Genomic DNA, 22,641 nt, shown 5'->3' with positions numbered 1-22,641 from the left:
CCCCATCATCTCAAAAGAAAGCCGAAAACCGCTAAGGCCGCAAGCTCTTTCCACAGCTCTGGCTCGGATTTGGCCGGTTTCACCTTCAGCTCGCCGCGGAAGCGGACTTGTTCTGGAATATCGGCAAACAAGTCGTCAATCGAGGCGACGCCGATCGTCTTCAGCATCTCCTGTTTGTCTTCTTCCGTCATCGGCAAATAACGATGGAGCACTGCGTTTTTCCCCTTTCCTTGTCGCTTTGGAATCGTCACTTGGCCCGCCTGTAAAACGGAATCGGCACGATGTTCGCTTTCAGCCGCTTGCCGCGGATGTCCACCTCCACCTCCCGGCCGATGGCAGCCACATCCGCTTTCACCAAGGCCAAGCCGATGTTTTTCTTCAGCGTCGGCGACTGCGTGCCGGTCGTGACGAACCCGACCTCTTCGCCGTCGGCAAATACAAGGTATCCGTGGCGCGGAATGCCTCTGTCGATCATTTCAATGCCGACGAGCCGGCGCGGCGGCCCTTCCTCTTTTTGCCGTTTCAATACAGCTTGGCCGATAAACGGCGTCTCTTTTTCCGTTTTGACGGCAAAACCAAGCCCGGCTTCAACTGGTGAAATCGAGTCGGACAGCTCTTGACCGTAAAGCGGCAGGCATGCTTCAAAGCGGAGCGTATCGCGCGCCCCCAGTCCGCATGGGAGAACGCTGTCACGAGCTCCGGCCGCTAGGATCGCCTCCCATAGCGCGGCGGCGTCTTCCGCTTTACAATATAGCTCAAACCCGTCTTCCCCCGTATAGCCGGTGCGCGAAACGAGCGCCTTCACGCCCGAGACTTCGACGCCGTCGGCGAATGAAAACGGGCGCAGCGCCGCCAAATCAAAATCCGTCAATCGCTGCAAGACGCGCTCCGCTGCCGGCCCTTGCAAGGCAAGCTGAGCCGTTTCGGACGATACATCTTGAAGCTCGACGTCGCCCTCAACATGCCCGCTTAGCCAAGCGAAGTCTTTTTCCGTATTCGCTGCGTTGACGACCAGCAAGTAGTCATTCTCTCCTTTTTGATAGATGAGCAAATCATCGACTGTGCCGCCGTCCTCATAGCACATGAGCGTATATTGCGCCCGGCCGGGCCGCAGTTTGGCGACGTCATTGGTCATGAGCTTTTGCAAAAACGCGAGGCTCCCACGGCCGCGGACGACAATTTCCCCCATATGGGAGACGTCAAACAGCCCGGCGCGCGTTCTTACAGCCTCATGTTCTTCCTTGATGCTGGAAAACTGCACCGGCATTTCCCAGCCGCCAAATTCAATCGTTTTGGCGCCGCAACGGGCGTACACCGAGAATAGGGGCGTGCGCTTTAGCATCTGATTCCCTCCTTTGATCCACGTCACACAAAAAAGGACAGACTTCCCCTATCAACAAGTAAGGGGGCTCTGTCCTGGCACCTGAAAGTTTCCCGCCGGCCCGTTTGGCGCGTCCGTTCGCGGTCCATGGGGCCGATCGGTTTCCTCTTGGGTGGCCTGCGTGAACGCAGGCGCTCTCCAGAGCTGCGTCAAGCAAGAGTCTTTTTGCCTGAGAGATTCGCGTTTCCGCTTGCTCCTTCGGCGCTACATTCCGTAGTCTCTCCCCTTGCCGTCATCCGCCCATCAATAAATTGTTTCCATATCGGGCATACTAACAAACACCCTGATCAACGAGTCATGAGAATGTTCTAAATTTATACTACCATCAATCACAGTCAAAGGGCAATAGGAAATAATCGAACTTTCATGGCAATTAGTCATAATAATGTTCTTTTTTTATTCAACATACCACATGCAATCTATATAAACATTCGCAACAAGGGAAGGGGATCGCCATGAACATTGACCTTGAAATGGATGAAACATGGAAGGAGGAATTTTTGGCACGCATCGAAAAAGACGGTCCGTGGGCGAGCTGGGAAATGTACGAACTGGCTCTTGAGGCCGCCCATCATTTAAGCGTCCCAGAATTTAATGGCTTGCAGGCGCCCAAACACCTGCCCCACTTGACGATCCTTCCGCACCAGCTTGAAGTGGCGCGCCGCGTCGTCGAGGAGATGAACGGCAAAGCCATTTTGGCGGATGAAGTCGGGCTTGGAAAAACGATCGAGGCCGGGCTCGTCTTAAAAGAATATATGATTCGCGGCCTTGTGAAAAAAGCGCTGATTCTCGTTCCCGCCTCCCTTGTTTCGCAATGGGTGAGAGAGTTGAACGAAAAATTTTTCATCCCGGCCGTCCAGCAGAAAAAGAGCTACGTCTGGGAGCAGTGCGATATCGTCGTTTCCTCGATCGACACGGCGAAAAAACCGCCGCACCGTGACATCATCTACGGGCAGTCGTACGACATGATCATCATCGACGAGGCGCACAAACTGAAAAATAACAAAACGAAAAACTACGAGTTTGTGCAAAATTTAAAAAAGAAGTTTTGTTTGCTCCTGACAGCGACGCCGATCCAAAACCGGATCGAAGAAATTTTCAACCTCGTCTCGCTGTTGAAACCCGGCCATTTAGGCAGCTCGGAACAGTTTGCCAAAACGTACGGAAAAACGCGGGCCGTACAGACGAACGACCATTTAAAAGCGCTCGTCAACAAAGTGATGATCCGCAACCGCCGCGCCGATACGCCGATCGAATGGGCGAAGCGCCACGTTGAACCGGTGCTGATCGAGTTTACGAATGAGGAGCGGGAACTGTATGAAGCGGTCAAGGCGCTCCGCCGCGAATCGTTCGCCGGCTCGTTTTCGCTCATCACGCTTCTTCGTGAGGCGTGCAGCAGCCGCGAGGCGCTGTTTCTCACGATCAAAAACATGATCGATAAATGCAGCGGAGCGGTTCCGGAGCCGCTTGAACGCGTATTGGAAAAAATCAACGCCGTCACGACGAACTCAAAGGCGGAAAAAGCGCTCGAGCTTATCCGTTCCATTCATGACAAAGTCATTATTTTCACGGAATACCGGGCGACGCAGCTTTACTTGCAATGGTTTTTAAAGCAGCACGGCATCTCGTCCGTTCCGTTTCGCGGCGGCTTCCGGCGCGGCAAAAAAGACTGGATGCAGGAACTGTTTAAACACCACGCCCAAGTGTTCATCGCCACCGAGGCGGGCGGCGAGGGCATCAACTTGCAGTTTTGCCGCTATGTCATCAACTACGACTTGCCGTGGAACCCGATGCGCCTTGAGCAGCGAATCGGCCGCGTCCACCGGCTCGGGCAGACGGATGACGTCTACATTTATAACTTCGCTGTCAAACAGACGGTCGAAGAACATATTTTAACGCTTCTGTACGAAAAAATCCGCCTGTTCGAACGAGTCGTCGGCGAGCTGGACGACATTTTGGCGAAAATGAACCTCGCCAACCTGGAGCGCTACTTCGAAGACGCCTTCGTTCATTCACGAAGCGAAGGGGAGATGAAAATCAAAATGGAAAACATCGTCGCGATGATCGAGCTGGCGGAGCAGCTTGGAAAGGAAGGAGGAGAGCGGCATGCAGCAACATGAAATCCGCCGCTTTGTCGAACGCTATTTTGCGGCCAACGGCTGCACGTTTGTGGAAGCAAGCGACGACTACCTCACCGTGCAGCTGACGGCAGAAATGGACAAAGAACTGATGAATCGGCCGTTTTACTGGCATTATATTGAACGGACAGGCGGCGTGCCGCAGCCGATGCGACTGACGCTCATCACCCGCGCGAGCGAGCGGACGGACAAACTCAAAGGCGAGCGCCTCCATTTCGGCGCTCCCCGGCTGCACCAGCTGTTCCGCTCAGCGCAAAAACGCGGCAGCTTCATCCGCCTGTATGAGGAGCCAAGCGCGCCTTTGGACGGCAACGCCGCCCTCCATCCATGGCTCGGCATGAACGTCACGATTTCGTACGAATGCGACCGAAAAAAAGATGAAATCGTCTCCCTTGGCCTTCATCTCATTAGCGGAACGATCGTCGAGTCGTTTCATGAGCGGATGCGCGAGCGACGGCTGACGCCGAAAATCCCTGATTACTGTTTCACCATCTCCCCGCTCATTAAACCGAGAAGCGGCATCGGCCGTCTCGAGCAATACATACGCAGCCGCATCGCCGCCGACAACCATGCGTGGGCGGATGAGGCGCGCCGACGCTGGGCCGACGATTTGGCGTTGCTTGATGAATTTTACAAAGACTGCGAAGAAAAGCCGGAGTGCTATTATATTGAGAAGGAAGCGTTGGAAAAGCAGTACAAGCCGCGCATCACCGTTTCCGTCATCAACGGCGGACTGTTTTATTTGCTGCCCCGCTCATCGTGAATCAACCCCGGGATGGGTCCATCCGGCTCACAGCGCTCAAACCGACGAACTCCCTTCCGTCGGCACGAAAACCGCCCGCCGGCCTAGGCCAGCGGGCGGCTGCTACGGGCGGCGCCGAAACAGCAAGCGAAGCGAAAGCGGCACCATGCCAAACAAGCGGTATGAAAGCGGAAGCTGCTCTTGTTTCCGCACCTGACGCCGCTGCCTCCGCTCCTCTTTCGGCAAGTCCATGTAGGCGACAAATTGTTGGGTGACAAACTTGACATAATCGTTGACCGCCATCAAATCCCCCCTTTTTTCTTTTAGTTTTTCCGCTTCTTTCCTCTTTTAACCGTTTTGCTCGCTCCATTCGACAATATGAAGCGCCGGAAGCGTGACAGTAAACATGACAGCGCGCCTCAGCCCAGAGGCTGAACGGATGGACAAAGAAACCCGAACGTGCGCTGCATCTTCCCGCACCCACCGGTAGACGGCCCTTCCGCGCGGATAGGTCCATTCCCCAGCCTCTCCCGCGGTCGACGGATCGGCTGATGCGATGCGTTCTTTTACGTCAAACACGGCCATCTGCACAAGCTCGTCCGCCTCGGCTGCCTGCCGGGCCGCATAAGCCGCCTGTCGTTCCGCTTCATAGAGGAGCAAGACATGCGTGACAGAAAAGACAAGCAACAAAGAAACGACAGCCACAATCGGAAAAATGACACCATCTTGTCGACCCATTTCCCCTTCCCTCGTTTTTCCAGTCTAAAAGGGGGAAGCGGCGGTCAAGGGGGTCTCACCGTACAAGCCGCCCGCTAAAACGCCCGCGCCACAAACGCCTCGCAAACGGTGCCGTCATCAGCCGTCACTTGCAAAAATATCCCGCGGGTGCCGGCGCGGTACGAAACAGCGCGCACATGACGGAGCGCCGTTTCATTGCCAGCGCCGTCCACCTGGCGGATCAGTTGGGCTCTTGACGCAACAACAGAAAAACTGACCGTCTCACCGCTCCATTTTTGCAAATAGAGGACATGGCCCCCAGTCGACCACTGCCTCGTTTCATTCAGCTCGATTTGCAGCTGTTGCAAAAACAGCCGCCATTCCAATCGGGAAAACGCGTCCGTCGGCTCCGGAGCCAGCAAGCGGACGGACAACAACGCCGGAACGACCGCCGCCACCGCCATCGCAGCCGCCAGCGCCAACAGCGCTTCGATCATCGTAAACCCGTTTTCTTTTGCCGCTACCGCTTGCCATACCCGCACCGCTCCATCTCGCGGCCGACGTAATCGTTCCAACGCACGCATACTTTCCACATTCGTCCCCCTTCATCGCTCGCTTGCAGCCGAAATACTGTACGCCCGTCGGCGATCATGGTTTCTCCGGCAAGCGGCTCCTCATACAACGCGATGGCCAACAGCCGGCGCGCTTTCTCCTCGAGAATGAAGCTGTTGCGCTCATGCGCCATTTGCATCAACAGTGGAAGAAGAACGGCCGCTGTCGTCCATAGCAGCGCCAAAGCGAACAATGCTTCAACAAGCAAAAATCCGCCGCTACATTTTTTGCACATAAAATCGCCCTTTCCCCAGCAAAAAGGTGACTTTATAAGTTATTTGGCCACCCCCTATCCAAATAGTTCCAGCCCGTTCAATGTTGCCGTTGTCAGTAAAGATGAGCGGATTGCGCAGCGTGCCGAGCCGAAACCGCCACGGAGAAGGGAGCGAACGAGCGACAATCTGCCGGCCGCTCGTTGCATCAATCGCCTTGTACCCAGCGCCGCCGTCTGTAAAAAAAACCGCTACATTCACCCGCCGGGCGATGGCATGCTGCTGCGCGCCATACAAATCCGCGCGCAGCACAGCCAGCATATACATCTCCTCTTGATGGCGCACAGCGCCGCCAAGCGTCGGAACAGCCAGCGCGGCAAGCACCAGCACCACCGAGAAAACGATCAGCATCTCAAGCAGCGTAAACCCGCCGTTACGAGCCACTTTCACTCACATCGCCGTTCGCGCTGATTTGGATGGCATGACCGTTCGGACATTTGTCCGACTTGATATAGCGGCCAGCGAGCAATTCCTGCACCGTCGGAATTTTGTTATGCTCCATCTCATACGCTTTCACCTGCGCTTGCACGGTGTTCAAAAACGCCTCGCATCCTTTCGAATTGATCATGCTGTTGTGCTTTGTCATATTCGGAATGGCAATCAGCAGCAGGACAGAAATCACCATCATAACGATCAACATTTCGATCAATGTGAATCCCTTTTGATTCATTGTCACTCCTCCTCGCATACGAAATTTCAGAAAGAGCGCTTAGCGAATGGCCGGTTCAGTTCGATCCGTTCCTTGACCATCGAGTCTGTTCATTGATTGGGCCTTGGGAGGAGGGGCGCGTCCCTCTCTCAAGGAGCCAACATATCAAGATTGAGCATCTTGTTCCTACAGAGCCGTCCCATCCTTGTTAAACGGAAGTTATTTACAGTTCATTCAACATAGAAAACATCGGCAACAAAATCGCCAAATACATGCCGACGACAAACGAGCCAACCACCGCCAACAAAAGCGGCTGCATGCATTTTAAGACCGACTCGATTCGTTGTTCCATCACCTGCAGCAAAAACTCGCTGTAATGTTCAAGTTCTTTGCCAAGCTCGCCGTTCGACTGGCCGTGGCGGATGACAAGCGCCAGCTCTTGTTCGTAATAGCGGGCGACGCCGATTAATCTGTCAAGCGCCATCCCTTTCATCAACCCGTGGCGAAGGCGCCGGCCTTCCATTTGCAAAAATGGCCAGGACGACGGCTCGCTGAACACGCCGAGCGCATCATAAACCGACAACCCGGCCTGCAGCAAGCGCCCGAGCTGTCGGGCAGTCAGGCAGGTGAGGAACAGTCTCAGAAACGAAGCAAGCCCTGGAATTCGCAAGGCGAATTGAAGTTTTCGGGAGACCGGCCAGCGGCGGAAATAAGCGGTGTAAAACAGCCCGGAGAACACCGCCAAGACGGCGATGGCCGCCATCGCCATAGGGGCATGGGCGACCACCGCAAGCAGCCAAGCGGTGTGCCCGCGTTGTGGAGAAAACGCCGCCGCCGCCCGTTCAAACTGCGGCAGCAGCCACCATTCCATCAAGACGAGCATGATGATGAGCAAAGAAAGAAGGAACAGCGGATAGCGGCTGAAGCGGTGAAGCTGCTCGTAGAAGCGCGCTTTTTGCGCCAGCGCTTCCCCTGTCTCTGCCATGCCGCGCGGTAAATCGCCATGCCGTTCGGCAAAAAAGAGAAGGTTAACCGCCATGCGGTCGACCGACAGCGCTTCGACAGCCGCAAACAGCGGCAACCCGGCGCGCAGCTGCTGCAGACAGCGTTCCACTTCCATCCGGCGGTGTGTGGGAGCCTGAATGGCCAAAAACTCAAGCGCTTGCCCAAGGGGGTAACCGCGCTCGAGCAACCGGCCGAGCCGAGTGAAAAACAACGCCTGTTCAGCGAGCGGCCACATTTTGCGTTTCATCTTTCTCCCCCTCCGACGAGCTCAAGCATGCGAACGGGCAGGTAGCCGAGCGCAATCCCCTTGCGGATCAAGCGCGCCAGCGTCATATTAGAGCGCTTTGGCTTCCCTCTCCCATTGGAGAGGGAACGAATCACGTCCTCCAGCGCTGAACCGCAAAGCAACTCATAAACAGCCGTGCGCCGGCGTCGTCCAAGACGGCCGCACGATGGATGGCAATCGTCGCCGCACAGCGGGCAGCAAAGCTCGACAAGCCGCTGGGCAGAGACGGCAAGCAGCGTCTCGGCCAAATCGCCGAGCGGAATGCCGAATTCATGCAGCCGGTAGACGGCGCCGACTGCATCGGCGGCGTGCATCGTCGAGACGACCAAATGGCCGCTCAACGCTGAACGGATGGCAATGGCCGCCGTATCATGATCGCGGATCTCGCCGACCATCAACACATCCGGGTCATGGCGCAGCGCCGCTTTTAACCCGGCGGCGTATGTGATGCCTGCTTTTTCATTGATTTGCACTTGCAACAATCGTTCGTTCTGTTTTTCGATCGGATCTTCAAGCGTGATGATGTTGCGTTGCCTTTCAGCTTGGCAAAGATCAAGAAGGGTGTAGAGGGTCGTCGTTTTTCCCGACCCCGTCGGGCCGGTCAACAGCACAAGCCCTTGCGGATGCTGCATGAAGGAAAATAATCGTGCGGTGGAGCGGAAGAATAAAGATAGTTCGCGAAGCGGCAGCGAGAGGCGCTGCGGCAGAAGCCGAATGACGAGGCTTTCATCGTAGAGCGTCGGCAATGTCGATAAACGCAAATACACCGTTTCCCCAAACTCAGCCACTTCCATGGCGCCGCTTTGCGGACGGCGTCGTTCCCCGATGTCCATGCCGGCTAAAAATTTAAAGTGGGCGATGAGACGTTCCGCCGTTTCCTTCGAAAGCACGCCAACGTCGACAAGCATGCCATCAAGCCGAAGACGAACAGCGGCATCGCGGCGGCGCGGAACGAGGTGAAGATCCGAGGCGCGGCGCTGCACCGCTTCGGCGAGAAGGCGGTTTGCCGTTTGTTCGATCTCGTTCAGCACATATTCCCTCCTTTCGACAGACTGCTTTGTATTTCGACGAGCATGAGTCGTTATCCTGCTTTTGGCGCAGCTTTTTTGTGAAATTTTTTTGAATGTCAGTCCACTCACTGCCAATAGTGACAAAAATCATTCCTCGCTTTGGACGATTTCATTATAATAACCATATCAATGATTCATTTAGGAGGGAAACCAATGGAACAAACGCTGAAAATCACAAGCGTATTGTCTGACCCGACAAGATTTCATATTTATGAATATATGGCAAAAGTGCATCGCGAAGTTTCTGTTCAAGAAATCGCAGAAAAATTTCATATCCATCCAAACGTTGCCCGCTTGCATTTAACGAAGCTTGAAGACGTTCGCATGGTCGTATCGGATACGCAAAAAACGGGAAAAGGCGGGCGGCCGAGCCGGCTGTACCGCCTGTCCGACGAAGTGATCGGGCTGTATTTTCCGTTCCGCGATTATCAACTCCTCGCCCGCATCGCCATTCAAACGATGGCCAAACTCGGTCCCATTGGAAGCGAGGCGTTGCGTGAAACAGGAAAGCGGTTCGGCCGTGAGCTCATCGCCAGCCGTTTGCCGCATAACGGCACAGCGAGCGCGCTCACCATGGCGGACAAAATCGCCATAATGGAAGAGGCGGCCGAAGCGGCTGGATTTTTGCCGCAATTGCACTATGATGAAGAAAAAGGAGTGCTATACCTCGATATTTTCAACTGCCCGTTCAAAGAAATCGCCGCGCAAGCACCTGATACCGTCTGCGGCATGCACCACGCTTTTTTGGAGGGAATGGTCGAGACGCTGTTTGCCGGTGCTGAAGTAACGGAAACGGAAAATATGATGGAAGGCAGCCACCGCTGCGCCTACCGCACCATCATCCGTCCGTGACAGCGTCCCTCCTTCCTTCTTTTTTGTCTGAAGCAAGCAACGGCCGGCATTGGCATCATTTCTTACCACTTGTCCGAAAGCGTTATTTACATTCCCAATCATTGTACATTATAATAAGTAAGGACCAATGGTTTGCACAAACAAAGGAGGGATACATAATGGACCGCATGTTCCGCGTGCTCGCCTTTTGGACCGGCATTTTTGCTGTCATGTTTTACCTTGGCCATATGCATACGACGTCGCTCATCTTCTTTGGCCAAACCGTATTTTTCCTGTTCCTCGGCTTTTTAAAGCTGACCGAGAGAATGTACATTTACATTTTCGGGGCATATTTGACGATTTTCTTCGCGGCATTTACGTATTGGACGACTTTTATGATGGTGCCCGGCATGGGTGAATAAAAAACAGGCAGAACCTCCTGCCTGTTTTTTTGCCGCTTTGACCGGAACCCCTTTTCTCCATTGCAGATAGGCGAAGGAAGCCGTTAATCGGCCGGCAAAAACTCGGGCGCTGGCCAAAAGTCTCGCGCGGGGAGACTCATTCCTTTCTGCAAAATAAGCACGTCAAAAAAGCGGCTGACGCCATCGTCGGCGATCAGCGCGCGGATCATTCGATTTTGGCGGCTTGCCGGCGAAAAGAAATCGCCGCCTTCTGAAACGTTCCATTCATGCAAAAGGCCGGCCGCGAGCAAAAACCGATCTTGGCGAACGAACGCCACTTCCTCCCACCCAGCCTGACGGGCGTACAAGCGAAGCGCATCCCATTGTACATGGCTCGTCAAGTCCATCTCCCCCGGATGGCGAAGCGGGTCGGCAACAAGCTGATGGCGGAAATATCCGCGCAAGCTTCCATGCCGCCGTGCCGGGGCGCGCAACTGTTCGTCCGTATAGCCATAGTCGACCGTCACCATCACCGCCTGATGAAACAGCGGCCCAACCTCGAGCCAAAACGCCTTCATCGCGAGAGGCACCTCAAGCCTTTGCCCTTCAGCAAGATCCAATCCGCGCTCATGTAAATAGCGGACAATAGCGGGACGGCAAAGCGGCGCCTTTTCTTCAACGAGCCGGCCATCGCGGGCGGCGACAAAACATTCGTGCAAAACGCCGCCTTCCTTTACAATGACGTGAACGGGAAACGCATCAAAAAATTCGTTGCTAAACACAATGCCGGAAAACGGCCCACGCTCGGCCAGCCAGCGAGAGACATCGTCATATTGCTCCACCTTCTCGGCTGCGGGTTGAAGCGTTTCGCGCTGGCGCCGGCGGTGGAACGGGCTTTGGTCGATGATCGTATACGACAAGCGGTCGTATGTATGTGGACTTTTTTTCTTCCATTCTTCCAATACCGAAAGCGCCAATCTTCCGTCTCCGCCCCCCCACTCGCAAACAGCGGGCGGCAGGCCGCTCTGTTCCACCATCCGAACCCAAAGCGAAGCAAGCGCTTTGCCAAACACCGGCGCGAATGAGCTGTTCGTAAAAAAATCGCCTTCCTTGCCGATTTTCGCCCGCTCTCGCATATAGTAGCCGAATCGTTCGTCGTAAAGAACCATCTGCATGTAATCGGCGTACGACACCCGCCCACCCGGCGCTGCGGCAATCTGTTCATACAATCGACCCATCACCATTTCTCTACCCCGTCTTCATCATCATTCCGAAAGAAGCTCCCGCCTCAAGCAAAGTGAAGTGGGAGTCGTTCACTTTTTTACTGTTGACATAGTGAAAATAATCATATATTGTTATAGTAGCAGCTTAACTATATCCCCTCCCATTATTGTGGATAGAACATCCCCCAAAAACCCTTCTTGGCGCGGCTAAGAAGGGTTTTTTTGTGTGTTCCGGCGCCAGGAGGCCTTCCGTTGCGCTTTTCCTTGCCCAAAGGAGCCGCCTGCGTTTGCCCGAGGGAATTGCTTGTGTGAAGCCGACGTAGACGGCTTTTTTTCTTACGAAAACCCATGCAAAAACGGATTTGCATCCATCTCCGCGGCGATCGTCGTCTCTGGCCCATGGCCTGAAAGAACGATCGTTTCCTCCGGCAGCGTAAGCAGTTCGTCATGAATGCTTTTCAACAGCTGCTGATGGTTGCCGCCTGGCAAATCCGTGCGTCCGATGCTGCCGGCAAACAGCGCATCGCCGGAAAACACAATATTGGCTTGTTTGCAATAATACGAGACGCTGCCCGGGGAATGACCCGGCGTTTCGCGGACATCCAACGCAAACGGACCAATGTTCAGCACCGTCGGTCCTTTCAGGCATGTCGGTTCGCAGCGGACAGCGACCGGACCGCCGAAATAAAGCGAGCCATTCAATGCCGGATCTTGCAGCCATTGTTTTTCCTTTTCGTGCACATACACTGGAATGTCCCAGCGGGCAAGCACGTCCGGGATGCCGCCAATATGGTCAAAATGCGCATGCGTCAGCAAAATCGCCAACGGGGTCAGCCCTTTTTCCTCGATCCGGCGGACGAGCGCCGCGCCTTCCGCGCCGGGGTCAACGATCAGGCATTGTCGATCTGCAGACGACAACAAGTAAGCGTTGGCCTGAATCGGGCCGACAGGGATGCGCGTCCATTCCATGGCCATCTCCTCCTTTCCTTGACATGTCCAATATTTAACTTTATTTTACTGCTTTTTTTCAAGCGATGGAAGAGAAAAGAGAAAGGGACCTCGACAAATGGAGGAAAAAAGATTACAATGAAAAAGAATGGACACGTTTGTACATACTGTTTCATGAGGGGGTAAAACGATGGGTACGGTCATTATTTTTGCACTTGTGACGTTGCTTGCCCTTTATGGAATGCTCCGTACATTGCGCGAGAAAAACGTGCTCGGATTTTTGTTTGGACTTGCCACTACCGCCGTATTCGGCTGGTTTACCATCATGACCATTTTACATCATGGCATTCCAACCGGCACGCACTGAAAACGCAAGAGGCGAATCATGCCTCTTGCGTTTTTTTATGCCATTTTGAGCGCTGCTAAAAACAGGCCGAGGCTGTCGCGGTATATTCGCGCAAACTGCGAGAGCGGCAATGGATTGACACCCTCGCCGAGCTCCACCGTGTAACCGCGCCGTCTCCACGTTTGAATGAACCAATCGCGGTAGCCGGCATGGCTGTCAATGTAGCGAACAGCCTGGTAGCCGCTTGCTTCAGCCATCGCCTGAACCGTTGCCTTCGCCTCCGGCGGCTCGAACCCTTCATATCCCCAATAAATTTCCTTGCCTTGTGTATGAAACGCGACGACCATCGCAAAATCGCCCGACTCGGCGAGCTCCGCCATCGCTTTCGCCTCCGGCTCCGTAAGTGGGGCGAATCCTGGAAAATCACGCGGTGCCGGCGCTTTCGGCGGTTTGCGGGCCTGTTCTATTTCCCAGTTAGCTGGGAATTGATTGTTTAAATCAACGCCGCGGATGTTCGCTTTCCATTGCGAAAAGTCGAGCGATCCACCGTTGATGCAGACGACTTCGCTCCGATGCGGCTCTTCTTCCGGCGGGCCGTTCAGCACAAGGTTGACGCCGTCAGGATTGACCATCGGCACAACGGAAAGAGTCACTTTACGGTAATAATCAAGCACCCGATGGCCAGCAAGCTCGTCATCGTTAACCAACGCCCTCGCGTACTCGTCGATGAGCGCCATGATTACGGCCGTCGTGATCCACTCATTCGCGTGGAATGATCCGTTCATATGCACGCGCACCGGCCCGCGGCCGATTTGCAGTTCAACGAGCGGCAAGCCGAGAACGCTATGGCCGATCGTCCGCTGGCGCACAAACGGATAGCGACAGACGAGGGCGGTGATATCCTCCATCAAAGCGGCAAAATCGTACGGACGGACGCTGCGGACGACCGGGGACGAAATCCGCTTCGGCAGCGGCGCTGTTCCGTTGATGACCGCCATCGCCCAAAACAGCGCCGAAAANGTCCGCTGGCGCACAAACGGATAGCGACAGACGAGGGCGGTGATATCCTCCATCAAAGCGGCAAAATCGTACGGACGGACGCTGCGGACGACCGGGGACGAAATCCGCTTCGGCAGCGGCGCTGTTCCGTTGATGACCGCCATCGCCCCCGGCAGCCGCCGCAGCACCTCCGTCGGCAGCGATAGGCGGTCAGCGAGCGCTTCCCACGTATCGATCGGCGCGTATCCCGGGATGGCAACGGTCTGCCCAGGGCGCAATCCCTCTTCCACATGCGGATTCGAATCGATGATCAGTTCAGTCGGCACCGAAAACCATCGTCCATATGTTTCAAACGTATCGCCGGGCCATGCTTGAAGGTGCATGCGCCGTCTCCCCTTCCCATTTCTTTACCTTAACATATGTCGGCAGACGGCAAAAAATGAGCGCCTGGCAGGCGGCAGTGCACGAATGTTCGCAAACATCTCCTTCTTTAAAGTTCGTTCCAATCTCATATCATCCAACAATAAGAAAAGGCGCCCCAACCTTTTTGGGACACCTTCCGTTGTTTACGCGCCGACAAGCTCTTTCGCCAGCCAGGCGGCGCCGATGACGCCGGCATCGTTGCCAAGCGTCGCTAAAACAAGCTTCGCCCCAGCGGCGACGCGCGGGAACGCGAAGCGGCGGAAATGGGCGGCCACGCGCTCGACAAGCATGTCACCCGCCTTGGACACGCCGCCGCCGATCACGATTTTCTCCGGGTTCGTCACATTGGCGGCATTCGCCAACGCCCAACCAAGATAGTACGTTGCTTCATCGACCACTTCCAATGCCAGCGCATCGCCCGCTTTGGCGGCGTCAAACACCGCTTTGGCCGTCACATCCCCGTTGCGAAGCTCACTCGGACGCTCATCTGCGGTCAATTTCTCCTTGGCGATCCGCACGATGCCGGTGGCGGACGCAATCGTTTCCAAACATCCGGTTTTGCCGCAGTTGCAACGGGCGCCGCCATCAGGGATCATCGTCATATGTCCGATCTCTCCGCCGGCGCCGTTTATGCCGCGCACAATGGCTCCGTTGGCAATCACACCGCCGCCAACGCCGGTGCCAAGCGTCACAAACAACAAATGGCGCGCTCCTCCCCCTGCTCCTTTCCACATTTCGCCAAGCGCGGCGAGATTGGCGTCATTATCGACCGAAACGGGCAGCCCCGTCGCCTCTTCCAGCCGTTGCTTCAATGGATAATTCGTCCACCCTATATTGACCGTCTCATACAACATGCCGGTTTCCTCTTCGACCGGTCCGGGGGCGCCGATGCCGGCGGCAAGCAGCCTCTCTTTCGCTCCGCCGAGCTGGGCGAGCGTCTTTTCAAGCGATCGGGCAATGTCAGCGACGATATGCTCACCGCGATTGGCGGTGTTCGTCGGAATTTCCCATTTGTGCACGATGTCACCCTCGGTGGTGACAAACGCCATTTTGATTGTCGTGCCCCCGAGGTCAATGCCTACCAACCATGGTTCCATTGCATCCTCATCCTTTTTTCATCCGTTTTTCCCGCTCCATTTGCGCTTCCTGCCGCAAAATAAACAAAGCGGCTTGCAGCTGTTTCGCATCGATCAGCTGGGACTGGTACAGCTCTTTCACTTCCTCTTCCATCAGCTCCAGATCAGCGAGCCGGTCGCCCACGTAAATGATCGTGCCAAACCGTTTCAACAGCTGCTGAACATCGTATACCGTCTTCATCATCATTCATGCTCCTTTTTTCCTCTTTTAATGTAGCGGCAAACGGCCGCGGCCGTCAAGACAAAAAACGCAGGCGCTAAAAATCAGCACCTGCGTCAGCGGTCAGGGTCGCGCGGGTGAAGAATCGCCGGTCGCCGGTTTTTGAGCGGCATCGGCGACCGGATGAGCACGTCGCGCATCGCTCGGTAGGAGAACGGGATGAACGGCCATAAGTACGGAACGCCAAATGACGTCATCCGCGCCAAGGCAAGAATCCAAACGGTGATGCCGATGACATAACCGTACAGGCCGAACAGGCCCGACAAAATGAGCAAGGCAATGCGGACGAGCCGGTTCGCCAAACTCATTTCATAGCTGGGCGTCGCAAACGTACCGATGGCCGTAACGGAAAAATACAAAATCACTTCATTGGAAAAGAGTCCAACTTCCACCGCGATGCCGCCGATCATAAGCGCGGCGACGAGGCCGAGCGCGGTCGCCAGCGAAGACGGTGTATGAATGGCGGCCATTCGCAGCATATCCATCCCGATTTCAATCATCAAAATTTGTGCAAACAGCGGAATGTCTCCCAATTTGGCCTTTCCCAAAAACTGGAGTGGATCCGGCAGCAGTTCCGGCTCGATCATGAGCAAATACCAAAGCGGCAGCAAAAACACCGACGCCCAAACGGCCAGAAAGCGGACGAGCCGCAAATACGCCCCGACGATCGGCTTATTCCGGTACTCTTCAGCGTGCTGCAAATGATGCCAAAACGTTGCCGGGGTAATAATGACACTTGGCGATCCATCGACGATCACAAGCACATGGCCTTCATACAAATGGGCCGCTGCCGTATCAGGGCGTTCCGTATAGCGGACAACCGGGTACGGATTCCAATGCCGTCCGGAAATAAACTCTTCCACCGTTTTCTCAGCCATAACCAGCCCGTCTGTGTCAATGGCGGTAATCGATTCCCGAACGCGGCGAACGAGTTCTGGGTCGGCTATTTCCTCGATATAGCAAATGCAAATATCGGTCTTCGAGCGCCGCGCCACCTGCACGTACTCCATGCGCAAGGAAGGGTCGCGGACGCGGCGGCGGATGAGCGCGGTGTTAAAGACGATCGTCTCGACAAAACCGTCGCGCGCCCCGCGTACGACCCGTTCCGTATCCGGCTCTTGCGGCCCGCGCACCGGATACGTGCGGGCGTCAATCAAAATGATCCGCTCAACGCCGTCAACGACTAATGCCGTCGGCCCAGCAAGCACCATCGCGACCGCTTCTTCCAAGTCGTCTGTCTGTCCGATCTCGACGTACGGAAGATATTTTTTCAGGAGCTTCTCAAGCGGGTGAACGTCCAGTTCGTGTTCCTCAAGCCGGGACAAATATCTCATCAAATAATGCAAAATATCGTCTTTGACAAATCCGTCAATCATAAACAACGCCATCGCCCGGCCGCCATATTCGACGTCAAGGCGAATGACATCGAAGCTCTTCCCGACTCCAAGCCGTTCGGCTAAATAGGATGCATTGTCATGAAGGCGACGGGACGCCAGGCGTTTGGGCATCTGTTTCTCCATCGTCATCCCCCTGCATCGTTTGCACTGTATACTCCCCATCATAGACAAGCATGAGGAAATTCATACATAAATGTTCCTTGCAATGCATATATTGGTGAAAACCTTGTCCAATCCGGGAGGATGTCATGAAACGATGGATGATCCCCTTCATGGCGCTTGCTTTTTTCCTTGCCGCCGCGCTCGCCTCGCTGTGGGAGCACGATCAGACCGCTGAAACGATCAAGTTTTTCCCGCTTGATCGCGAAGCGGCGTTCATCGAAGCGAAAACATCGCTTGCGCTTGAGGGCGGCAATGAACCCGGACGCTACGCGCTCCGCTGGTCAGCCGCCTCCATTTTAAACCGCCGCGCCTATTTGCGTCAGGACGTCTCGTTGTTGTTTGCCGATGGCCGCTTGGCCGATGTGCTGTCGAAATGGAAAACGAACACGGATGCCATCGACATGGAAAAGAAGGTCCGGATGCGGGACAGCCGCTTTTTTCAAGCCGTCTCGTTCCATCACGGCGAGCTGCATACAGGAGAGAACATCACAAGCAGCCAAACGATGTCAAGCAGCTATTTGTACGTCATTGACTCACCGTACCATCCGCGCGCATCGTTCCGGCGGCCAAGAACAGATGACGAGCGCGAATGGCAGCGCGTCTTGAACAAAGCCACGAATGAATTTCTTCGTCATAAAGCGGACGAGCTGCTCACCCACTTTTCTTTGTCAAAGAAAGATTATTACGCCCTTTATTTGCCGGAGCTCGTCGCCTACACGGAACAACCGTTGCCGGGGTTGTCAACGGCAAAAACGCAAACCGTCATCGGCCGTCTTTGGGAAGGATTGTACAAGTCGTACATCCTTGGCATAAAAAAAGAGGATGGATCCATCCTCTCGCCAATCGGCAGCACGATGCCGCTCATTCTCATTCGCAAAGATTACAGTAGGCTCTTCGTTCTCATTGAAGCGAAAACCGGGGAAAAAGTGATGCTCGTGCAACTTCTTTAACACATTTCGAAAAGAGGCCTCCCACTTCAAACAAAGCGAAGTGGGGGCGTTTACCGAAATCCGATCCATAAGCCAGCGGCGACAAGCAACGCCGCCACCGCCAACGCTCCCGCCTGCCGCCCTAAAGCGGTGTGTTTTGGCAAATGAACGACGCCAGCCGCCAAAAAACCGCCAACCAGTCCGCCGATATGGCCGGCGTTGTCGATGCCGGGAACAAGCAGGCCAAACAACAGGTTGACGATGATTAAACTGATGACGTTCATCCCCATCGTTCGAAAAAATAAATGCCGGTAGACAGTGCCGAAGTAAAGAAGAGCCCCGAACAGCCCGAAAATGGCTCCCGACGCCCCGGCCGATAATGACGGTGTAAACAAAAAACTCGCCAGCGCTCCGAAAAATCCAGCCGTTACGTAAATGAACAAAAAGCGAAGCGAGCCGTACAGCCGCTCAACCGTGATCCCTAAATAATACAAGGCGAGCGTGTTGGTCAGCAGATGCAAAAAACCAATATGCAAAAACATTGGCGTCAACAGCCGCCACCATTCTCCCGCCTCAATGAGCGGATTGAATTTGGCGCCGTAGTGGATCAACACATCCGGATTCGTGCTCCCGCCGCTCCATTCGAGAACCAAAAACATCGCAACCTGCACGACGATGAACAGCCGGGTGAACATCGGCTTGCCATACTCAAAAATGCGCCGTTCCTCCTCACGGCGGCGCCGCCATTCGCGGACCACCTCGCGCTTTAAGCGCTCGGCGGCAGCAAACGGATCGGACGTTTCCACAGGCGGCTCAAAACGGAGCGCAACACCCGTCATCTCCGCAAGCCGCGGCAGCACGTCCCCCATATTGCCGCTGTGAAGGAGGAGCGTATGAAGCACGCCATCGGACACTCCAGAGAGCGGCAACGGCTCGGCGACAAGAAATTCCCAATCGTCAACCGGCGGATACACCATCACATAAACATTGATGACCCGGCCCGCTTTGCTGAAATTCCATCCCCTCATTTGCTGAACGAATTGCCATGTATATTCCATATCAAGGCGCAACGATCGGCTCCAATCAAAATCAGCGCGCACGAGGCGGATGAGTGTTGGGCGACGCCAATGGTTTGATTCCAGCCATACTTCATCGGCCTGCTCAGACATCCGTACGATGCGGTAGCCGCCGCGAGACAAACGCTGAACAAGCTGCCAAAACAGTACATCCATCGTTCCCATCACGTTCTCCTCTCCCTTTCCCTGGCGAGGCCAAGTCCGACAAACAGCAACAAAGCCAACTCATCGACCGTCCGGCAAACCGGAGCGAATGGGCCGGCGGGCGCCGGCCGCGGCGGCCGGTTTTTTCATAACCGACTTCTTCAAAAATGATTCACCGCTATTGCATCATGGACGCAACATTTGCGAAACAAGAGCGTTGCGCACAGGAGGAATGTGGAGCGCAAATCGGACAAGTTGCTTTCGCAACGACGGAACGCGCAATGCGAAGGCGGCCATTCGGTAGCGATAGCGGTAAGCAAGACATCCAGCGGCAACGACAAGCAGCGGGTACGACCATTTATTCATCGTTGTTCCTCCTTCATCATATGACATGCTCGTTATTCTTTTTCCCTTTTTCTCTCCAAATATGAAGCGGGGCGCGTCTAACGCGCCAGCACGAAGGCGGCCAGCACCGCAAAGATGACCGAAAGAACGTTCACCGCATCATTGTCAAGCCACCGCCAGCCTTTCATATGAATGGTCGCCTGCCCGCAATGCCATTTCCGCTCAGTCGTCGCCCCGCATGCCGGACAGCGGTAAGCCGCTTGCCAAGCCGCGCCAAGCCACGTATCGAACCAGCTGCCGAGCCAACCGAAAAAGGCAAGAGTAAAAACGGGTCGGACGTCGAGAAAAAACACGCCAACAGCCGCAATAAACAGTGCGCCGGCAAACGAAGCAGCCGTGCCAAGGAGCGTCACAGCCCCTGAGGTGCCGGCTTCCACCGGCCGAAAGCTCGGCCAAACCCGAGGCGGCCACGGGCTTAAAGAACCGATTTCAGATGCCCACGTATCAGCGTTCGCTGCAGCGACGGCGACAACAAACAGATCATCCCAAATCGGGTCGGGACGGACAGCGGCCAATAGCGCCAACACNAAAGATCGCCCAAAACCCATTTGGAAACAAGCCCCCATGGTCTGTAAAGTTCGAGAAAAAACACGCCAACAGCCGCAATAAACAGTGCGCCGGCAAACGAAGCAGCCGTGCCAAGGAGCGTCACAGCCCCTGAGGTGCCGGCTTCCACCGGCCGAAAGCTCGGCCAAACCCGAGGCGGCCACGGGCTTAAAGAACCGATTTCAGATGCCCACGTATCAGCGTTCGCTGCAGCGACGGCGACAACAAACAGATCATCCCAAATCGGGTCGGGACGGACAGCGGCCAATAGCGCCAACACGGCCGGCACCCCGCCATTGGCCAGCACTTGGATGGCATCGCGCCGCCCGCCTTTCGCCAATTTTTCAGACAGTTTTGCCTTGCGTTGCCTTCCGATGTGGCTAAAGAAGCTGGAGCTGACAAAAAAGCAGCCTAACACCCATATTCCGCCCCATGAAAAGCCGCATCCAACCGCTGCGCCGATGACAACGGTTGCCGCCGCTCCTGATATGGACAACAAGCGCAACAACCACCCGCCGCCGGCGGCGAGGGCAGAGACCGCGATATACCACCATTCATCGCTCACAGTGAAGAACTCCTTGATCAGTAATAATGAATTTCACCGGCACATCATGCTCCTCGGCCGGAATGTCGTCCATCACTTGAAAGGAGTAAGCCAGCGCTGCCGTCACCGCCGAAGCTCCCGGCAAATATCGGTCGTAATACCCGCCGCCATAGCNCTGGCTTTTTTTGTATAAATATTCGTCTAATTTGAAACCGTTTGCAAAAAAATTCATTATAAAAATACAGAAAAATTGATAAAAAAGTGGCCGAAAATAATGAATTTCACCGGCACATCATGCTCCTCGGCCGGAATGTCGTCCATCACTTGAAAGGAGTAAGCCAGCGCTGCCGTCACCGCCGAAGCTCCCGGCAAATATCGGTCGTAATACCCGCCGCCATAGCCGATCCGGTAGCCGGTTTTGGCAAAACAGACCCCCGGGACAATGATGAGATCAAACTCATCGCGGTCGATCGGCGTTGTTTGTTTTTCAATCGGCTCAAACAATCCGGCGTACGCTTTTTCGAGCTGGGCAAACGACTCAAGCCGCCGAAAGGACATCGTTTTCGCCCTTGGATCGCATTTCGGGACGCCGATCGTTTTTCCTTCCCGCCACGCCTGTTCCATGATCGGCAAGGTGTTGACTTCCGTCTCTCTCGACACCGTCATGGCGATCGTCCGCGCCGTTTGCCATAATGGCCACCGATATAAATGAGCGGCGATTTGCCGATCGTACATCTCTTTTTCTGCCGCTTTAAGCTGCCGAAGCTGATTCAACATGCGCTGGCGCCATTCCTGTTTGCCGTCCATCATCTTCCCCTTCCTCCCATAAAGATAAAAAGCAGCAGGAATCATCTTCCCACTGCTTACTTCGTTTCGCGGTGCAACGTGACTTTGCGATCGCGCGGGCAATATTTTTTCAATTCCAAACGCTCTGGGTTGTTGCGTTTATTTTTCGATGTAATATAGTTGCGTTCGCCGCATTCTGTGCATGCCAATGTAATGTTCACGCGCATCTTTTTTCCCTCCAAACGAGCTTTATACTTTATATATAATCAGACCTTTCTATGATACCATTTTTCTTCGGCGATTTCCACCTCTAAATTTCATCTTTGTTCAATAAGAGCGCCACAAGCAGAGAATGGTATGGTATAGTGAAAAGGGGAGGGATGCATGTGGTGGAATACGCAATCATCGCTTTGGCAGCTCTAGCCATTATTCTCCTTGTTCTTTCCTTTTTTGCGAAAGATGAACTGAAACCGCTCGAAGAACAAATCGATCATTTGACCGTTTCCCTGGCGCAAGAAACGTACCAGATCAAAAAGCGGCTGCAAGTCATCGAGGAGGAGCTCCTCATTCCGGAGCGGCAACGGTCCGCTTCGCCGCGGCTTGGCGGATCATTGTCGCCGGCCGATCGGCGCATCTTGTTTTTGCATAAACAAGGATTCCCGCTCGAAGACATCGCCCGTGAGACGGGGCTGACCGTTGCGGAAGTCGAGCGGGCGGTAAGGAGGTTGCGCCGATGAACAAGCGATCCATGCGTTCGTTTTCCCTCGGGTTGCTTGTATCGACAGCACTGATCGGCGCCTCGTATTACGCTTCACCCCCGGCTGCACCGACGGAAGCGGAAATCAAGACGTTCCTCAAACAGCATGGGCTTGTCGCCGTGGCGAAAGAGGAATACGACAGGCTCCGCAGCGCTCAGCCGAACGCCGCTCCGAAAGCGGCGTCCAAGCAGATGTCCGAACCATCAGGGCAAACCGTTTACGTCTATCGACTCGTTATTCAAAAAGGAGATACGCCAGAGACCTTTGCCCGCGAACTTGAAGAGGCTGGCATCATTCAAAGCGCCCGCGCCTTCAACGACTACTTGGAACAACATGGGCTGACGCGCTCCATCCGCCCCGGCGTCTACAACGTGCGGAGCGATATGGACTACGCAGCGATCGGCCGTTTGATTGCCGAACCATAACGAAAGAAGGTGTCCCTCCCAAAGGACCGGGACACCTTTTCTTAAGGCTGTGTCTGCGCATCAAACAGCG

At 54.8% G+C, this 22,641-nt stretch carries 27 protein-coding genes, 4 pseudogenes and 1 riboswitch; of the genes and pseudogenes, 8 read left to right on the top strand and 23 right to left on the bottom strand.

Annotated features, from left to right (window positions below; all coding sequences use genetic code 11):
• Positions 1-29 precede the first annotated feature (29 nt).
• Together T260_RS121610 and gcvT are read right to left on the bottom strand one after the other, a co-directional pair.
• Positions 30-212, bottom strand: a pseudogene (locus T260_RS121610) (glycine dehydrogenase); the annotation flags it as partial.
• A gap of 35 nt (positions 213-247) precedes the next feature.
• Complete coding sequence (gene gcvT, locus T260_RS121615; protein WP_011231907.1) at positions 248-1,342, bottom strand: glycine cleavage system aminomethyltransferase GcvT; 1,095 nt, start codon at positions 1,340-1,342, stop codon at positions 248-250.
• Positions 1,343-1,528: 186 nt separating this feature from the next.
• Positions 1,529-1,617: riboswitch (glycine riboswitch) on the bottom strand.
• A gap of 219 nt (positions 1,618-1,836) precedes the next feature.
• Between gcvT and T260_RS121620 the strand changes: the two genes are divergently transcribed.
• Positions 1,837-3,501: a DEAD/DEAH box helicase gene (locus T260_RS121620; RefSeq protein ID WP_014196337.1), complete on the top strand. Its 1,665-nt coding sequence runs from the start codon at positions 1,837-1,839 to the stop codon at positions 3,499-3,501.
• The gene (locus tag T260_RS121625; protein ID WP_011231909.1) at positions 3,488-4,282 is read left to right on the top strand and encodes a YqhG family protein; all 795 of its coding nucleotides are present in this window, start codon (positions 3,488-3,490) and stop codon (positions 4,280-4,282) included. Before T260_RS121620 ends, T260_RS121625 begins: the two co-directional genes overlap by 14 nt.
• 102 nt (positions 4,283-4,384) lie before the next feature.
• Here T260_RS121625 and T260_RS121630 read toward each other — a convergent pair whose 3' ends face one another.
• From T260_RS121630 to comGA, 8 genes are all read right to left on the bottom strand, one after another.
• Entirely contained in the window at positions 4,385-4,564 is a 180-nt protein-coding gene (locus T260_RS121630; protein ID WP_011231910.1) for a YqzE family protein, read from the bottom strand.
• Between the two features lie 45 nt (positions 4,565-4,609).
• Complete coding sequence (gene comGG, locus T260_RS121635) at positions 4,610-4,999, bottom strand: competence type IV pilus minor pilin ComGG (protein ID WP_011231911.1); 390 nt, start codon at positions 4,997-4,999, stop codon at positions 4,610-4,612.
• 74 nt (positions 5,000-5,073) lie between these two features.
• Positions 5,074-5,520: a competence type IV pilus minor pilin ComGF gene (gene comGF, locus T260_RS121640; RefSeq protein WP_021322351.1), complete on the bottom strand. Its 447-nt coding sequence runs from the start codon at positions 5,518-5,520 to the stop codon at positions 5,074-5,076.
• On the bottom strand, positions 5,499-5,825 hold the full coding sequence (locus T260_RS121645; RefSeq protein WP_011231913.1) for a type II secretion system protein: 327 nt from the start codon (positions 5,823-5,825) through the stop codon (positions 5,499-5,501). Before T260_RS121645 ends, comGF begins: the two co-directional genes overlap by 22 nt.
• Positions 5,809-6,246, bottom strand: coding sequence for a competence type IV pilus minor pilin ComGD (comGD, locus tag T260_RS121650; RefSeq protein WP_011231914.1), 438 nt, complete (start codon positions 6,244-6,246; stop codon positions 5,809-5,811). Before comGD ends, T260_RS121645 begins: the two co-directional genes overlap by 17 nt.
• Positions 6,236-6,532, bottom strand: a complete 297-nt coding sequence (gene comGC, locus T260_RS121655) for a competence type IV pilus major pilin ComGC (RefSeq protein WP_011231915.1) — start codon at positions 6,530-6,532, stop codon at positions 6,236-6,238. Before comGC ends, comGD begins: the two co-directional genes overlap by 11 nt.
• Before the next feature lie 202 nt (positions 6,533-6,734).
• The gene (gene comGB / locus T260_RS121660; protein WP_023634670.1) at positions 6,735-7,763 is read right to left on the bottom strand and encodes a competence type IV pilus assembly protein ComGB; all 1,029 of its coding nucleotides are present in this window, start codon (positions 7,761-7,763) and stop codon (positions 6,735-6,737) included.
• A complete protein-coding gene (gene comGA, locus T260_RS121665; protein WP_023634669.1) occupies positions 7,760-8,833 on the bottom strand; it encodes a competence type IV pilus ATPase ComGA in 1,074 nt (357 codons plus the stop codon). The genes comGB and comGA overlap by 4 nt, the downstream gene beginning before the upstream one ends.
• A 192-nt stretch (positions 8,834-9,025) precedes the next feature.
• On the opposite strand from comGA, the gene T260_RS121670 reads away from it, so the two are divergent.
• Together T260_RS121670 and T260_RS121675 are read left to right on the top strand one after the other, a co-directional pair.
• Positions 9,026-9,724, top strand: coding sequence for a helix-turn-helix transcriptional regulator (locus tag T260_RS121670; protein ID WP_011231918.1), 699 nt, complete (start codon positions 9,026-9,028; stop codon positions 9,722-9,724).
• Positions 9,725-9,882: 158 nt separating this feature from the next.
• A complete protein-coding gene (locus T260_RS121675; RefSeq protein WP_008879854.1) occupies positions 9,883-10,125 on the top strand; it encodes a DUF2626 family protein in 243 nt (80 codons plus the stop codon).
• A gap of 83 nt (positions 10,126-10,208) precedes the next feature.
• On the opposite strand, the gene T260_RS121680 is transcribed toward T260_RS121675, so the two are convergent.
• Positions 10,209-11,342 (bottom strand): class I SAM-dependent methyltransferase, encoded by a 1,134-nt coding sequence (locus T260_RS121680; RefSeq protein WP_020278526.1) that lies wholly within the window; start codon positions 11,340-11,342, stop codon positions 10,209-10,211.
• Positions 11,343-11,663: 321 nt separating this feature from the next.
• Positions 11,664-12,296 carry an MBL fold metallo-hydrolase gene (locus tag T260_RS121685; RefSeq protein ID WP_011231920.1) on the bottom strand — a complete coding sequence of 211 codons (633 nt, stop codon included), beginning with the start codon at positions 12,294-12,296 and terminating at the stop codon, positions 11,664-11,666.
• A 169-nt stretch (positions 12,297-12,465) separates the two neighbouring features.
• On the opposite strand from T260_RS121685, the gene T260_RS1000000139290 reads away from it, so the two are divergent.
• Complete coding sequence (locus tag T260_RS1000000139290; protein WP_011231921.1) at positions 12,466-12,642, top strand: DUF2759 domain-containing protein; 177 nt, start codon at positions 12,466-12,468, stop codon at positions 12,640-12,642.
• A gap of 35 nt (positions 12,643-12,677) precedes the next feature.
• Here the strand turns inward: T260_RS1000000139290 and T260_RS121695 are convergent, their stop codons facing one another.
• The 4 genes from T260_RS121695 to T260_RS121710 all read right to left on the bottom strand — a co-directional run bounded on the left by T260_RS121695 (position 12,678) and on the right by T260_RS121710 (position 16,919).
• Positions 12,678-14,003 carry a M14 family metallopeptidase gene (locus T260_RS121695; protein ID WP_023634668.1) on the bottom strand — a complete coding sequence of 442 codons (1,326 nt, stop codon included), beginning with the start codon at positions 14,001-14,003 and terminating at the stop codon, positions 12,678-12,680.
• 183 nt (positions 14,004-14,186) lie between these two features.
• Positions 14,187-15,140 (bottom strand): ROK family glucokinase, encoded by a 954-nt coding sequence (locus tag T260_RS121700; RefSeq protein ID WP_011231923.1) that lies wholly within the window; start codon positions 15,138-15,140, stop codon positions 14,187-14,189.
• Positions 15,141-15,147: 7 nt separating this feature from the next.
• Positions 15,148-15,360: a YqgQ family protein gene (locus T260_RS121705; protein WP_011231924.1), complete on the bottom strand. Its 213-nt coding sequence runs from the start codon at positions 15,358-15,360 to the stop codon at positions 15,148-15,150.
• A 95-nt stretch (positions 15,361-15,455) separates the two neighbouring features.
• On the bottom strand, positions 15,456-16,919 hold the full coding sequence (locus tag T260_RS121710; RefSeq protein WP_021322345.1) for a spore germination protein: 1,464 nt from the start codon (positions 16,917-16,919) through the stop codon (positions 15,456-15,458).
• Between the two features lie 125 nt (positions 16,920-17,044).
• Here T260_RS121710 and T260_RS121715 point away from each other — a divergent pair, with 125 nt between their 5' ends.
• Positions 17,045-17,908, top strand: coding sequence for a hypothetical protein (locus T260_RS121715; protein WP_011231926.1), 864 nt, complete (start codon positions 17,045-17,047; stop codon positions 17,906-17,908).
• Positions 17,909-17,958: 50 nt separating this feature from the next.
• Here the strand turns inward: T260_RS121715 and T260_RS121720 are convergent, their stop codons facing one another.
• The 7 genes and pseudogenes from T260_RS121720 to rpmG form a co-directional block, all read right to left on the bottom strand.
• A complete protein-coding gene (locus T260_RS121720) occupies positions 17,959-19,128 on the bottom strand; it encodes a rhomboid family intramembrane serine protease (RefSeq protein WP_014196348.1) in 1,170 nt (389 codons plus the stop codon).
• Positions 19,129-19,293: 165 nt separating this feature from the next.
• On the bottom strand, positions 19,294-19,473 hold the full coding sequence (yqgO, locus tag T260_RS121725; RefSeq protein ID WP_011231928.1) for a protein YqgO: 180 nt from the start codon (positions 19,471-19,473) through the stop codon (positions 19,294-19,296).
• A 77-nt stretch (positions 19,474-19,550) separates the two neighbouring features.
• Positions 19,551-20,051, bottom strand: a pseudogene (locus tag T260_RS0121295) (DUF92 domain-containing protein); the annotation flags it as partial.
• A 35-nt stretch (positions 20,052-20,086) separates the two neighbouring features.
• Positions 20,087-20,623 (bottom strand): annotated as a pseudogene (locus tag T260_RS0121290) (DUF92 domain-containing protein); the annotation flags it as partial.
• Positions 20,613-20,774 (bottom strand): annotated as a pseudogene (locus tag T260_RS121730) (5-formyltetrahydrofolate cyclo-ligase); the annotation flags it as partial. The pseudogenes T260_RS121730 and T260_RS0121290, both read right to left, overlap by 11 nt.
• A gap of 59 nt (positions 20,775-20,833) precedes the next feature.
• Positions 20,834-21,412: a 5-formyltetrahydrofolate cyclo-ligase gene (locus T260_RS121735; RefSeq protein WP_050582952.1), complete on the bottom strand. Its 579-nt coding sequence runs from the start codon at positions 21,410-21,412 to the stop codon at positions 20,834-20,836.
• Between the two features lie 53 nt (positions 21,413-21,465).
• Positions 21,466-21,615, bottom strand: coding sequence for a 50S ribosomal protein L33 (gene rpmG / locus T260_RS121740; RefSeq protein WP_011231931.1), 150 nt, complete (start codon positions 21,613-21,615; stop codon positions 21,466-21,468).
• A gap of 159 nt (positions 21,616-21,774) precedes the next feature.
• On the opposite strand from rpmG, the gene T260_RS121745 reads away from it, so the two are divergent.
• The gene (locus T260_RS121745; RefSeq protein WP_012820534.1) at positions 21,775-22,125 is read left to right on the top strand and encodes a sigma factor-like helix-turn-helix DNA-binding protein; all 351 of its coding nucleotides are present in this window, start codon (positions 21,775-21,777) and stop codon (positions 22,123-22,125) included.
• Positions 22,122-22,571, top strand: coding sequence for an endolytic transglycosylase MltG (locus T260_RS121750; protein WP_011231933.1), 450 nt, complete (start codon positions 22,122-22,124; stop codon positions 22,569-22,571). Before T260_RS121745 ends, T260_RS121750 begins: the two co-directional genes overlap by 4 nt.
• The last annotated feature ends 70 nt before the right edge of the window (positions 22,572-22,641 follow it).

The organism is Geobacillus thermopakistaniensis (genome assembly GCF_000498995.1).
Taxonomy (GTDB): domain Bacteria; phylum Bacillota; class Bacilli; order Bacillales; family Anoxybacillaceae; genus Geobacillus; species Geobacillus thermoleovorans.
This window is presented reverse-complemented; position numbering and strand designations above follow the sequence as displayed.

Coding starts and splice junctions, on each gene's coding strand:
- gcvT (WP_011231907.1), bottom strand. CDS start 1,342: ATGCTAAAGCGCACGCCCCTATTCTCGGTGTACGCCCGTTGCGGCGCC.
- T260_RS121620 (WP_014196337.1), top strand. CDS start 1,837: ATGAACATTGACCTTGAAATGGATGAAACATGGAAGGAGGAATTTTTG.
- T260_RS121625 (WP_011231909.1), top strand. CDS start 3,488: ATGCAGCAACATGAAATCCGCCGCTTTGTCGAACGCTATTTTGCGGCC.
- T260_RS121630 (WP_011231910.1), bottom strand. CDS start 4,564: ATGGCGGTCAACGATTATGTCAAGTTTGTCACCCAACAATTTGTCGCC.
- comGG (WP_011231911.1), bottom strand. CDS start 4,999: ATGGGTCGACAAGATGGTGTCATTTTTCCGATTGTGGCTGTCGTTTCT.
- T260_RS121645 (WP_011231913.1), bottom strand. CDS start 5,825: ATGTGCAAAAAATGTAGCGGCGGATTTTTGCTTGTTGAAGCATTGTTC.
- comGC (WP_011231915.1), bottom strand. CDS start 6,532: ATGAATCAAAAGGGATTCACATTGATCGAAATGTTGATCGTTATGATG.
- comGB (WP_023634670.1), bottom strand. CDS start 7,763: ATGAAACGCAAAATGTGGCCGCTCGCTGAACAGGCGTTGTTTTTCACT.
- T260_RS121670 (WP_011231918.1), top strand. CDS start 9,026: ATGGAACAAACGCTGAAAATCACAAGCGTATTGTCTGACCCGACAAGA.
- T260_RS121675 (WP_008879854.1), top strand. CDS start 9,883: ATGGACCGCATGTTCCGCGTGCTCGCCTTTTGGACCGGCATTTTTGCT.
- T260_RS121680 (WP_020278526.1), bottom strand. CDS start 11,342: ATGGGTCGATTGTATGAACAGATTGCCGCAGCGCCGGGTGGGCGGGTG.
- T260_RS121685 (WP_011231920.1), bottom strand. CDS start 12,296: ATGGAATGGACGCGCATCCCTGTCGGCCCGATTCAGGCCAACGCTTAC.
- T260_RS1000000139290 (WP_011231921.1), top strand. CDS start 12,466: ATGGGTACGGTCATTATTTTTGCACTTGTGACGTTGCTTGCCCTTTAT.
- T260_RS121700 (WP_011231923.1), bottom strand. CDS start 15,140: ATGGAACCATGGTTGGTAGGCATTGACCTCGGGGGCACGACAATCAAA.
- T260_RS121705 (WP_011231924.1), bottom strand. CDS start 15,360: ATGAAGACGGTATACGATGTTCAGCAGCTGTTGAAACGGTTTGGCACG.
- T260_RS121710 (WP_021322345.1), bottom strand. CDS start 16,919: ATGGAGAAACAGATGCCCAAACGCCTGGCGTCCCGTCGCCTTCATGAC.
- T260_RS121715 (WP_011231926.1), top strand. CDS start 17,045: ATGAAACGATGGATGATCCCCTTCATGGCGCTTGCTTTTTTCCTTGCC.
- T260_RS121720 (WP_014196348.1), bottom strand. CDS start 19,128: ATGGGAACGATGGATGTACTGTTTTGGCAGCTTGTTCAGCGTTTGTCT.
- yqgO (WP_011231928.1), bottom strand. CDS start 19,473: ATGAATAAATGGTCGTACCCGCTGCTTGTCGTTGCCGCTGGATGTCTT.
- T260_RS121735 (WP_050582952.1), bottom strand. CDS start 21,412: ATGATGGACGGCAAACAGGAATGGCGCCAGCGCATGTTGAATCAGCTT.
- rpmG (WP_011231931.1), bottom strand. CDS start 21,615: ATGCGCGTGAACATTACATTGGCATGCACAGAATGCGGCGAACGCAAC.
- T260_RS121750 (WP_011231933.1), top strand. CDS start 22,122: ATGAACAAGCGATCCATGCGTTCGTTTTCCCTCGGGTTGCTTGTATCG.